The sequence below is a fragment of the Vibrio sp. EJY3 genome, assembly GCF_000241385.1.
Taxonomy (GTDB): domain Bacteria; phylum Pseudomonadota; class Gammaproteobacteria; order Enterobacterales; family Vibrionaceae; genus Vibrio; species Vibrio natriegens.
Window position 1 is genome coordinate 2,716,574 of sequence record NC_016613.1, and the last position, 12,003, is coordinate 2,728,576.

Below are 12,003 nucleotides of genomic sequence, written 5' to 3' on the forward strand. Positions count from 1 at the left end.
ACTTGCCATCATTTGCGACAATATTCCCTAGTTTATTGAATCAACCTACGTTTACTTATGAAAACCGAACTGAACCTTCACGGCAGAAGCCTAACGCTTCACCGCTTCCCTAAGCGCTCCAACGAAACACTGCAGGCTTGGGACGCTGGTGATGAATATTTGATTAATCATGTCGAAGAGCTGGCGCTAAACGACAATCAACATATTGTGGTAATCAATGACAGCTTTGGCGCTTTGGCTTGCTGGTTTTCTGAAAAACATCGTGTGACGTTTATGAGCGACTCTTTTATTTCTCATAAAGGTACTCAAGTAAACCTTGAAGCGAATCAATGTAAAGACGTGACATTTCTTAGCACGATGGATGTCATTCCAGCAGATGCTGACTTGGTTTTGCTGCAACTTCCAAAAAGCAATCGTCACCTGACTTGGATACTCAGCCAGCTTAGAAATGCGCTCCCTGAGTCATGCCCGGTTATTGGCGTTAATAAGGTCAAAGAGATCCACACTTCGACGCTCAAACTCTTTGAAAAGCATTTAGGTGAAACGAAAACGTCCCTTGCCTGGAAGAAGCACCGACTGGTTTTCTCCCAAGCCAATGCTCAGCCGATTGTCGAAGTCGACCCGATTACGGCGTGGAGTGTGGATGGCGAGAATATTCAGCTCAAAAATCTGCCAAATGTATACTCAGGCGAAAGTTTAGACTTGGGTGCCCGATTTATGTTGCAGCATATTCCTCAAGATGCTTCCATCACTCATATTGTCGACCTTGGATGCGGTAACGGCGTACTCTCAGTGAAAGCGGGGCAGTTAAACCCAAATGCTCGCCTGACCTGTGTTGATGAAAGCTTTATGGCGCTGGAGTCGGCTAAGCAGAATTTACTGGATAACTTAGGCGAAGAGCGTGAAGTACAATGCATCGCGAACAACTGCTTAGATGGTTTTGAACACGATAGCTGCTCTCTTATCATGTGCAACCCACCCTTCCATCAGCAGCAAGCCATCACCGACCATATCGCATGGCAAATGTTCTGTGATTCAAAGCAGGTATTGAACAAAGGCGGTCGATTACTTGTCATAGGGAATCGACACCTTGGCTACGACGCTAAACTCAAGCGTCTGTTTGGTGCCAACAATGTGAATCTTGTCGCGTCTAACAATAAGTTCGTGATTTTACAGGCAACAAAAAATCCTGCTAAATTAAACGCAAAATAAAAAAGCTCCTTACTGAGAAGAATGTTTACAAGGAATAATCAAATGAAAAAATTGGTAATCGCGGCTTCAGTTGCCTTGCTGGCTGCATGTTCAGCCCCACAACAGGTACAACTGAACCTGATGCCTGAAAGCACACTTAGCACCAATCCTATTGTACAAGGCAAAACATACAGCTTAATCAGTAAAGATGTACGTGCCGCTCAATACGTTGCGTTGGTGGATAATGGACGTTCTAACATTCTTCCTCTCCACGCGAAGCAGAATTTACGTATTGCTCTAGAGCAAGCGTTGGAGAAACAGTTCTCATCCCAAGGATTCCACTCAGACCTTAACAGTAATAATGTGATTGAACTTAAAGTTCAGGAAGCGCTCGTGAACGTAAAGCATTCGGTCATGGAAAAAGAGATGAGTGCTAAGGTTGTATTAGAAATCACAGCAGAAAACCCACAAGGCCGATTAGTCAAAACGTATACGGGTAGTGCAAATCGCTCCGGTACGTTCAGCGCTTCAGACTCAGATATCGAACAGACATTAAACGATGTGGTTGATCTAACTCTGAAAGAAATCGCCAACGACCCAGAACTTCGTCAGTACATGCAGGAGCGATTCTAATGATACGCAAAGCTATTCTTTCTCTGGCGCTACTCAGTTGTAGCGTTTGGGCTGGACCTAAGGTCTCGTTTGAAACAACACTGGGCTCATTTACCGTTGAGTTAAATGAAGAGAAAGCACCAATAACGGTGGCGAACTTCCTTAAATATGTTGAGGATGGCAGCTACGAAGGCACGATTTTCCACCGTGTAATACCGGGTTTTATGGCGCAAGGTGGCGGTTTCAACCAAGAGATGCAAATGGTTGATACGTACGAGCCTATCAAAAATGAAGGTAATAACGGCTTAAATAACGACCAGGCGACTATCGCGATGGCTCGCACCAACGCGCCGGACTCGGCTACTCGCCAATTTTACATTAATTTGGTGGATAACGATTTTCTTAACTACGGCGCTCGACCACCGGGTTATGCAGTCTTTGGTCAGGTAACTGAAGGCTTTGACGTCATCCAAAACATGGCAAAACAGCCAACATCTTCATCTGGCCGAATGCGTGACGTACCAGAAACTCAAATCGTCATCACGAAAGCAACATTACTCAAATAGCCATCATAAACCCTTTGAATATTCGAAGGGTTTTCTCTTTCAACGGCGTCATTTTATTGGATTAGTCTATGTCTTCATTACCTTCCATCACCTGGTTGGAAACGGTAAAAAGTTACCTCGATAAACGTTTGTTATGGGTCTTTATGCTGGGATGCTCAAGCGGCTTCCCATGGGTATTAATCGGATCTAACATGTCTGGCTGGCTTAAAGATGCAGGCTTAACGCTTTCTGCGATTGGTTATTTTGGTAGCGTCTTTGCCGTGTATGCGATTAACTTCCTCTGGGCTCCACTGGTAGACCGGCTAAAACTCCCACTGTTGCACCGTCTTCTTGGGCAGCGACGCAGCTGGATTTTCTTTTGTCAAAGCATCGTACTTGTCGCCACCATTCTTATTGCAGATGTAAACCCGGCACAAAACCTGGCTTTTGCGTCAGTTTTAGCCCTGTGTATTGCGACGGCATCGGCAACACAAGATATCGCCATCGACGCTTTTCGTATTGATACCTTCCCAAAATCTGAAGCCTCTAAACTGCCACAAGCGTCGGCAATGGCAGTCATCGGATGGTGGACTGGCTACTCCCTGCCTGGCTATTTAGCGTTTATTAATGCCGATAGCATCGGCTGGAATGGCGTTTATTACGGAATGGCATTTATCGTTGTTGTTTTAATGGTGTTTACACTCTTAGTCGGAGAACCTAAAACTCAACGTGAGCAGTTACAGTCTGAAGCAGAACAACGTCACAAAGAAGTGGTTGGTTCTAGAATCGTTGCGTGGTTTACAGTAACCGTCGTTGAGCCTTTCCTGGATTTCTTCAACCGAAATGGGGTGCGCGTCGCGATAACCTTATTGCTCTTCGTATTCTTGTTCAAAATTGGCGAAGCCTTCTTAGGCCGGATGTCGATTGCATTCTATAAAGATATCGGCTTTAGCAATGAGCAAATTGGCTACTACTCCAAGCTAATCGGCTGGGGTGCGACAATATTCTTTACCTTAGTAGGCAGTATGTTCAATGTGAGGTTTGGCCTGGTTCGCGGCCTGATGATCGGTGGCATTGCCATGTCGGCAAGTAATCTAATGTTTGCTTGGATTGCTTCAGTAGGTCCTAATGAACACCTGTACTTAGCCACTATCATTGTCGATAACTTTACTACAGCATTCTCAACCGTGGCGTTTGTCTCTTTCTTAACGTTATTAACCGGACAAGCGTTTTCAGCAACACAATACGCATTGCTGGCGTCTTTAGGCAACTTTGGACGAACCACTCTGGCCTCATTCAGTGGTGAGCTAGTAGATTACCTTAATGACTGGAGTACCTTCTTCATTCTTACCGCGGTTATGGTAATACCAAGTTTGATCATGCTGTATTCACTACGCCACTACTTTGATGACCTGCTAGAAAAAGCACGCCATAAACACTAAATCACTAGAAACCAAAGAACCACCGCAAAACGGTGGTTCTTTTAAAAACAGCATTGTGAAAAGCTGCTGGAGTTTAAGGGTAAAGCCCCTTACCAAACATATTGAAGATTCTTGCCACACCCTGAGTAAATATCATTGGCTCAGTTAAGACAGTAAGACACAAACAGTCTTCCCCGGCTTTCGTATACGGGCTGTGCTTTACAGACGCATCACGAATCATCAGATCTCCCTCTTCGTACTCACCATCCTCATCGCTAAATCCGCCATGTAAAACCAAGGTTGACTCTATTCCTTTGTGCGTATGTTGCGGAATCTGCACATCTTCACTGATATACATGAGATTTACTCTGGCATCTTCGCCCAAATCAATTTGGGCACTATATACTTTGCCACCATAACTTCTCCAAGAGCCGACCAAATCAGAGAAACGGCTCAGAGTTTTGGGTAACTCAAAGCTTTTGCCTGCCACGGATACTTTTGCTGAGTCTCTAATAATGACACTGTCTCGCATGGGAGGGGCCGTAACAATGTCATTAAACATGTCATCAAATTCAGGCACGTAAACACAGGGAACGTCACTGACGACATTCGCTTGCTCTGCTTCTACCCGATTGACGTAGTCTCGGCACTTGGAGCATGTTTCTAAGTGCGTCGCGACCACAAGACCAGAAACCGCATCAATGCTGCCCAAAGCATAAGCGTCTAGCAATTTGTTATCTGGATGATTGTTCATAGTTGCTCCGTATGCATTGAATGTCTTAATTTCTCTACCGCAAGTCTTAGACGAGATTTAACGGTGCCAAGTGGAATATCAAACAGTTCTGCCACTTGCTGATGCGGCAACTCTTCAAGATATACCGCTTGCAAAACGTCTCTTTGATTTTTCGGCAATGTATCTAAAAATTTCACCACCTGCTCTTTCAGCATGTCTTGCTCGGGAGAGTAGTGATCGACGAGATCTGGTGGATAATATTCTGAAGGCCAGATGTCATCCGCATGAATGTGTAGCTCTTTGCCCTTTTGCTTTCGTAATAAGTCAAAGCACAAGTTGCGGATGATGGTGTATATCCAAGTAGATAACGCACTCTTCTTTCCATCGTACAAGTGAGCTTTGTGCCAAACCGTGGCCATGGTTTCTTGTACCATTTCCATTGCGACTTGCTCGTTCCCTACGTGCTTATAAGCGAACTGTTTTAATTTGGGAGCATAGAATTGGAATACAAAAGCAAAGGCGTCTTGATCTCGTGCTTTGACTTTGTCCATATACGCGTTCCATTCATGCCGTCCCAGTTTTTGTCGGCTATCACTCATCATATCGGCCTTATCGTAGGGAGGAGTCTCCCCCTCCCACTCCGTCCTAGTCTGTGATGTCATTAACTAACAGGTTGAAACCACCACTATTGCCATCGTCTATCGCTACGACTTGATAGACCACACCGTTCATCAAATCCACAGGAGCAGAATCTATTGCAACAGTATTAGGCTCGCCTGCTGCAGTGACAGTGACAAAGTAGGTTCCTTCCTCAACGTAAAGTCCTTTCAGACTATTTTTGTACGTAAAATCAGAAACGGTTGGATCACTACCGTCTATACCAGCGCTGGTAGTGAGGTAAATATCCACGTTCTCAGCAACCGGATTTGCCGCTGCATGAGTGATATTCAATGTCGCACTGGTTGCCACTGCTCTTCTCATGTCCTCGACAATCAAAGGTTCCACAGCGACCGAAGGGCTCACGACGCCAACAGCGTAGATACTGTAATCCATCCCTGCTTCCACAGATAAATCGTCAATACTGAAAATGGGGTCTGTGGTGGTACCATCAACGAAAACATCGATGTCATAAGACTGAGGATCAAGATCCAAATAGCCGCGAATTTCTTTGAAGGCTAAATCAGCAAGTGGAGCGAATGGAGCATCATTTACATTCACGTCTACAGCAGGTGCACCATCCACGACATGCCCAACCCGAACTTCAGCTTGGCTGCCCATATCCTGAATTATAGAAGATCCCGAACCATCTAAAACCAACAACTTAACGGGAGAAGAGCTGCTGGAGTCGCCGGTTTTAATGGCAGCGATAGTTAAGTTGGCATTTCCTGCCAATGAAAGCGTTCCAGAATCAAACACGACATCATCCCCAACCGCCAATCTCACTTGATAATCACCAGCCTGGATATTAAGCGTGTCTGTTGCCGCTTTATAAGCAAGATTAGTTAAAGGCATGACTGTCGATAAATCAGCCCCTGGTTCTGTCACGTACACATCCACAGCAGGAACGCCTGAAGCAGCGTGCACAACTTGTACATCCAGAGAGCTCTCATCCGCCATCGACTCCGCGTTGCGTGTCACGATTAGTGGCTCAACAGGATTTGGGTTACCGTCGGCATCACCGACCACAAACACGGTGTACTTGAGGTCTGAATCGAGATCGAGCAACGTTCTTGGCACTACTGTTGCCACCTCGCTGCCTGGCAACTGCACATCGACCTGAACTGCATTACTGCCCTCACGAACCATCATGTACCCTGATCCAACACCATAATCTATGCCAGTTAGCGTAGCTTTGTCGTTAATCCATACATTCGCCATTGGTGCATCGGCTGATGCATGCACTGCCTGAACATTGGAGAACTCTATTGTATCGCTGTCTGAACCACACGCAGCCAATCCCAGAGTTCCCATTACAACCAGAACCGCTTTACTTGTTAGTTTCATAACCGTGCCTCTTTGTTTTTAGGGGCTTCAAGTGCTTGGTGTAGAAAATGCAAAGCTGGAAGACAATCCTCTGCTCCTGCCAACATATCGAACAGGTGACATTCCAACGGCAGTAGCTCAAGCCAACGCTGTGTAACCCAAGATGGGTCGTCATAAAAGCGGTGATCATAAAGTGACCCAAGCTGAGGGAACTCCTCATAAACGTAAGCCAGCTGTTGACTTAAGTAATCAAAGCTGTGCAGCCCTTTCGGAACAGCCCAGTTGTCCATCCACTCAACCTCGGCATGCCTTAAACCATCGGAGTCTGCTCTAACGCGCAGTACCTTAAAGCGTTTTTCACCAACCACTGTGATTCCAAGAAGCCCATCACTTAATGTTTCAAAATCAACAATCCGTACTAACGAACCTATCGAAGAAACGTTTCCAACTTCTTTCGGATCGCCGTCGTTACCTACCAGACAGACGCCAAAACCCATATTTTTCGAACTGCACTCTTTCACCATACGTATGTAACGAGGCTCAAAAATACGCAGATTCATCTTTCCTTCAGGGAGTACAACTGAAGTAAGTGGAAATAACATAACTTCGTTCATCAATAAGTCCTCTTTGGTTCATCGACTAGTACGAAACTCTGTTCACTCCGATCACTAACGGTTTTTGTTGGTTAATCGACTGGCTTAAAAAGTCACGAAAATCGCCACGCAAACGATCTAAATCACATATTTATTGCAATAAAATGCAATAAATAAAAAGTTCCGTAAATAAAAACACGTTTGTGATTTCGATCACTAAAAAGGTTTAGTTTTGCACCTTTTATCACTTTCTTTTGGGATTATTATCGCTATTATTCCCGCCACTTGGAAAACGCAGCTTAGATTGCATATTCTAAAATCTTACAAACATAGAGAGTCCCCTTATGCGTAAATCACTTTTAGCTCTTGGCCTTCTAGCGGCTACTTCAGCTCCAGTTATGGCAGCTGATTACTCTGACGGCGATATCCACAAAAACGATTACAAGTGGATGCAGTTCAACCTGATGGGTGCATTTAACGAACTTCCAGGTTTCCCTGATGGCTCAAACCATGACTACCTAGAAATGGAATTTGGCGGTCGCTCTGGTATTTTCGATCTTTACGGTTACGTTGATGTATTCAACCTAACTTCAGATCCAGGCAGTGATAAAGCTGGCGCAGAAAAAATGTTCATGAAGTTCGCGCCACGTATGTCTCTGGACGCACTAACTGGTAAAGATCTTTCTTTTGGTCCAGTTCAAGAGCTTTACGTTGCATCTCTTATCGAGTGGGGCGGTAACTCTGGTGTAAACAATCAGAAAATCGGTCTAGGTTCTGATGTTATGGTTCCATGGCTTGGTAAAGTAGGTGTAAACCTATACGGAACCTACAGCGGCAACGATAAAGACTGGAACGGTTACCACTTTGCAACCAACTGGTTCAAACCATTCTACTTCTTCGAGAACGGTTCATTCATCTCTTACCAAGGTTACATCGACTGGCAATTTGGTATGAAAGATGAATACGCAAGCTCTAGCTACGGCGGCGCAATGTTCAACGGCCTTTACTGGCACTCAGACCGCTTCGCTGTTGGTTACGGCCTGAAAGGCTTCAAAAACATCTACGGCATCAAAGACGTTAGTGGCGTAGACTCTACTGGTTTCGGTCACTACGTAGCGGTAACTTACAAGTTCTAATTGAACCAATAAGTTTCTTCAGAAATGGCGCCCATTGGCGCCATTTTTTATTTGCTTTCCTTTTTCCCCTCATTATCCTTGCAGCAAACCTTTTCAATGAGAGCGTTTGGTGAATATTGTCATCTTAGGCCCTGGAGCTATCGGCTCACTCTGGGCAATAAAATTAAAGCAAGCAGGACATCATGTGTCTCTTTGGAGCAGAAGTTCAGAAACTCAGCTTTCGTTGCAACTTGATGACTCAGTCGGTGACACTTTCCTAAATAATCACCTTCTTTCTGTAAAAAGTGCTGACTTGATTGTGGTGACCGTCAAGGCGTGGCAAGTCGAAGAATCCATTTCGCCTTTGCTTGGGCATATCCACCCCGACACAATCGTGATGCTGATGCATAACGGCATGGGAACCGCACAACGCGTTTCAGAATCGCTTAAAAATAACCCTATCGTTTTAGCGACCACGACTCACGGAGCCTATAAACCTTGCAAACAAAAAGTGTTGCATACAGGTCATGGCAACACGCAGTTAGGCGGCTTCAATAATTTGGGCGAACAGTGTCAGTTTTTACAGGAAGTAATGCATCACGCCCTACCTGAAGTGGGATGGAACCCAAATATCAATGCAGCATTGTGGACTAAACTCGCTATCAACTGTGCAATTAATCCATTAACCGCTATCCATCAATGCAAAAATGGCGCACTTGCACAGCAGGAGTTTCAGGATACGCTGAGAAACATTACGCGCGAATTGATTGAGGTAATGAATAAAGAAGGGCTCGATACTGAGTTCGACAATTTGTTCGGGGTTATCATGCAAGTCGTCAATGCTACCGCTGAGAATTACTCTTCGATGAGACAGGATGTTTACCACCAGCGACGCACCGAAATCGACTTTATTACTGGTTATTTATTGCAAACTGCAGAGAAACACCATATCGAGACGCCTGAGAACCTCAGTCTTTACCAACGCATTAAACAGATAGAAAAAAGCTGGACAGAACAATGAGTGTAAAAATCTTAGTACCTATCGCTCCAGGTACCGAAGAAATGGAAGCCGTGACCATCATCGATATGATGGTTCGAGCTGGATATGACGTGACGGTAGCCAGTGCAGCATTCGATGGGGCTTTAACGATGAAAGCTTCTCGTGGCGTCACGCTAACCGCAGATTGCAAACTGGTCGATATCGCCGATGACGAGTTTGATGTCATTGCACTGCCGGGTGGTGTCGGTGGTTCGGAAGTGTTTCGCGACAGCACAGTCATGATAGAAATCCTCAAACAACATATTTATGAAGGAAAACTGGTTGCGGCTATCTGTGCAGCTCCAGCGTTGGTGCTACAACATCATGATCTATTCCCTAACGCCCTAATGACCTGTCACCCAAGTTTCCAGTCACACATTCCTGAAGCAAACTGGCGTAGCAAACGCGTGACTATCGATATTAACCATAATCTGATCACCAGTCAGGGGCCGGGAACAGCGTTAGAATTTGCAATGGAAGTGATCATCAAACTCTCTGGCAAAAAACATGCGTGGACTATCGCCGAACCTATGGTGACCATTCCGACTTTGCATTATCACAAAATTGGTGAAGAGTAATGTTTGACGTCAATGCGGTTCGTAAGCAGTTTCCCGCTTTAAATCAGTCAATTAATGACACGCCTTTGGTCTACCTTGATAGTGCTGCAACCACACAAAAGCCTCAATGTGTGATTGACGTTATCAGTCATTATTACAGTGCTCAAAATGCTAACGTGCATCGTGGCAGTCACAGCTTAACCGCCAATGCCACCAGCCAGTTCGAAGCGGCTCGTGAAACCGTCACCCGTTTTATCGGCGCAGCCAGCTCAAAAGAAATCATCTGGACACGTGGAGCGACAGAAGCGCTCAATTTGATCGCTCAGACCTATGCTCGTAGCAACTTACAAGCAGGCGATGAGATATTGATCAGCGAGATGGAGCATCACGCCAACATCGTGCCATGGCAAATTGTTGCTGAACAGACCGGAGCAAAAGTCGTAAAAGTGCCAATGACTTCCAACTGTCAGTTTGATTTGGAAGCATTTAAGTCGCTGTTGTCTGAACGCTGTAAGATTGTGGCGTGTGCACAAATCACTAACGTCACCGGTTCACGTCAGCCTATCGAAGAAATTACCACCCTGGCACATCAGTTTGGTGCTGTTGTCGTGGTGGATGGTGCTCAAGGTATCGTGCATGAGCCCTTAAACCTTGCTGAGCTGGATATTGATTTTTATGTATTCTCAGGACATAAGCTCTATGCCCCTGCAGGGATTGGCGTACTTTACGGTAAATTAGCGTTATTAGAAGCGATGCCTCCATGGCATGGTGGCGGAAAAATGGTCGAGAAAGTATCGTTTGAAAAAACCACCTTTTCTGCGTTACCCGGTAAATTCGAAGCAGGCACACCAAATGTGGCTGGGGCTATCGCACTCGCAAAAGCCATTGATTGGTATCAGGGTTTTGATCATCAACAAGTGGAAGCGCACCTGCACACTTTACAAAACAAAGCCTATCAAGCGCTTAGTCAGCTGGATGATATTCACATTCTTGGTTACCAGCCCAATGCATCGGTACTGACATTTGTCATGGACGGCGTTCATCACCAAGACATTGCGACACTACTCGACCAGCAAGGTATTGCAGTACGCGCCGGACACCATTGTGCCCACCCGCTAATGGATGCACTGAAGGTTAAAGGAACAGTGCGTGTCTCGTTTGGAATTTACAACACCTTAGAAGACGTTGAGAGGCTGATTGCCGCGGTAGAAAAAGCCGTCGATATGCTCTAACCAAACCACGAAATCGTAGTAACCGATTTGGTTGCTACGATTCGCTCTCTATCGTTATCACACAGTTTCTACCATTACGTTTTGCCGCATAGAGTGCTTTGTCTGCCCTTGCATACAATCGCTTTGTCGATTCATAACCGATAATGTTCACCACGCCAACACTGACTGTCACAGGGATTTGAACATTTTCAAACTCAAACTGATTTTTTTCAATATTTGAACGAATTTCCTCGCCGATCTCTGTTGCCGAAGACAATGAAACATCAGGCAGGATAATCGCAAACTCTTCCCCTCCCACTCTCGAGAAGGTTTCATCTTTTGTTAAAAGACTAGAAACTAACTCAGCCAACGTTTCTAAGACGTAGTCACCGGCATCGTGACCTCGCTCATCATTAATAGATTTGAAGAAATCGAGATCAAAAAACAGTAAGGCGGCTTGATAACTTTGAGCTTCGCACTTGGTGATTTCTTCGGACACTTTTTCGAAGAAAACACGACGATTATAGATGTTTGTTAAAGCGTCGATTTGGCTTTGGTGACGCAGAATAGTTTCAACTTGATGACGGTTAGAAATATTGCGGGTAAGGATAAGCACGACTCTGCGACCTTGGTACGTTATACCAAGAGGACATACTTTCCCCTCATAATAGAGTAATCCGTTTGGCCCTGTGGTGGGATCAATGCCCTGAACGTTGTCGGCGGACATCTTGTATTCTATGGTGATAATACTGTCTTCCGTCAGACAGCGATTAATCTGCTTAATAAACCAGTCTGCTTGTTCTTTTTCAAGCACACTATGCAGAGTTTCACCAATCAAACTACTGCCATCATGATAGGCGTTTCTATCTATACCACCAAAAACATCAATATAGAGACCATCTTCACTCAGTATAAAAGTGGGGTCTGGCATTCCGGATAACACGTCTTGCGCATGTTCCAAGGAGAATCGCATAAAAGAGAGGTTCCTAGTATTTGTACTAAC

General features: G+C 45.1%; 13 protein-coding genes. 8 read left to right on the forward strand and 5 right to left on the reverse strand.

Annotated features, from left to right (window positions below; translation table 11 throughout):
- The first annotated feature begins 57 nt into the window (after positions 1–57).
- The 4 genes from VEJY3_RS12265 to VEJY3_RS12280 all read left to right on the forward strand — a co-directional run bounded on the left by VEJY3_RS12265 (position 58) and on the right by VEJY3_RS12280 (position 3,790).
- Entirely contained in the window at positions 58–1,212 is a 1,155-nt protein-coding gene (locus tag VEJY3_RS12265; RefSeq protein ID WP_014232796.1) for a methyltransferase, read from the forward strand.
- A gap of 42 nt (positions 1,213–1,254) precedes the next feature.
- Entirely contained in the window at positions 1,255–1,824 is a 570-nt protein-coding gene (locus VEJY3_RS12270; RefSeq protein ID WP_014232797.1) for a YajG family lipoprotein, read from the forward strand.
- On the forward strand, positions 1,824–2,369 hold the full coding sequence (locus VEJY3_RS12275; protein ID WP_014232798.1) for a peptidylprolyl isomerase: 546 nt from the start codon (positions 1,824–1,826) through the stop codon (positions 2,367–2,369). Before VEJY3_RS12270 ends, VEJY3_RS12275 begins: the two co-directional genes overlap by 1 nt.
- Positions 2,370–2,437: 68 nt before the next feature.
- Positions 2,438–3,790 (forward strand): MFS transporter, encoded by a 1,353-nt coding sequence (locus tag VEJY3_RS12280; protein ID WP_014232799.1) that lies wholly within the window; start codon positions 2,438–2,440, stop codon positions 3,788–3,790.
- A 73-nt stretch (positions 3,791–3,863) separates the two neighbouring features.
- Here VEJY3_RS12280 and VEJY3_RS12285 read toward each other — a convergent pair whose 3' ends face one another.
- The 4 genes from VEJY3_RS12285 to VEJY3_RS12300 are packed head-to-tail and all read right to left on the reverse strand — an operon-like array spanning position 3,864 to position 7,099.
- Complete coding sequence (locus tag VEJY3_RS12285) at positions 3,864–4,523, reverse strand: ChrR family anti-sigma-E factor (RefSeq protein ID WP_014232800.1); 660 nt, start codon at positions 4,521–4,523, stop codon at positions 3,864–3,866.
- On the reverse strand, positions 4,520–5,104 hold the full coding sequence (locus VEJY3_RS12290) for an RNA polymerase sigma factor (protein ID WP_014232801.1): 585 nt from the start codon (positions 5,102–5,104) through the stop codon (positions 4,520–4,522). The genes VEJY3_RS12285 and VEJY3_RS12290 overlap by 4 nt, the downstream gene beginning before the upstream one ends.
- Positions 5,105–5,147: 43 nt before the next feature.
- The gene (locus VEJY3_RS12295; RefSeq protein WP_014232802.1) at positions 5,148–6,506 is read right to left on the reverse strand and encodes a DUF4397 domain-containing protein; all 1,359 of its coding nucleotides are present in this window, start codon (positions 6,504–6,506) and stop codon (positions 5,148–5,150) included.
- Positions 6,503–7,099: an LON peptidase substrate-binding domain-containing protein gene (locus VEJY3_RS12300; RefSeq protein WP_014232803.1), complete on the reverse strand. Its 597-nt coding sequence runs from the start codon at positions 7,097–7,099 to the stop codon at positions 6,503–6,505. The genes VEJY3_RS12295 and VEJY3_RS12300 overlap by 4 nt, the downstream gene beginning before the upstream one ends.
- Before the next feature lie 323 nt (positions 7,100–7,422).
- Here VEJY3_RS12300 and VEJY3_RS12305 point away from each other — a divergent pair, with 323 nt between their 5' ends.
- The 4 genes from VEJY3_RS12305 to csdA all read left to right on the forward strand — a co-directional run bounded on the left by VEJY3_RS12305 (position 7,423) and on the right by csdA (position 11,021).
- A complete protein-coding gene (locus tag VEJY3_RS12305; RefSeq protein ID WP_014232804.1) occupies positions 7,423–8,214 on the forward strand; it encodes an outer membrane protein OmpK in 792 nt (263 codons plus the stop codon).
- A 109-nt stretch (positions 8,215–8,323) separates the two neighbouring features.
- On the forward strand, positions 8,324–9,214 hold the full coding sequence (gene panE, locus VEJY3_RS12310) for a 2-dehydropantoate 2-reductase (RefSeq protein ID WP_014232805.1): 891 nt from the start codon (positions 8,324–8,326) through the stop codon (positions 9,212–9,214).
- Positions 9,211–9,810, forward strand: coding sequence for a DJ-1 family glyoxalase III (locus VEJY3_RS12315; protein ID WP_014232806.1), 600 nt, complete (start codon positions 9,211–9,213; stop codon positions 9,808–9,810). Before panE ends, VEJY3_RS12315 begins: the two co-directional genes overlap by 4 nt.
- Positions 9,810–11,021, forward strand: coding sequence for a cysteine desulfurase CsdA (gene csdA, locus VEJY3_RS12320; RefSeq protein ID WP_014232807.1), 1,212 nt, complete (start codon positions 9,810–9,812; stop codon positions 11,019–11,021). The genes VEJY3_RS12315 and csdA overlap by 1 nt, the downstream gene beginning before the upstream one ends.
- Before the next feature lie 34 nt (positions 11,022–11,055).
- On the opposite strand, the gene VEJY3_RS12325 is transcribed toward csdA, so the two are convergent.
- Complete coding sequence (locus VEJY3_RS12325; protein ID WP_014232808.1) at positions 11,056–11,973, reverse strand: sensor domain-containing diguanylate cyclase; 918 nt, start codon at positions 11,971–11,973, stop codon at positions 11,056–11,058.
- Between the last annotated feature and the right edge of the window lie 30 nt (positions 11,974–12,003).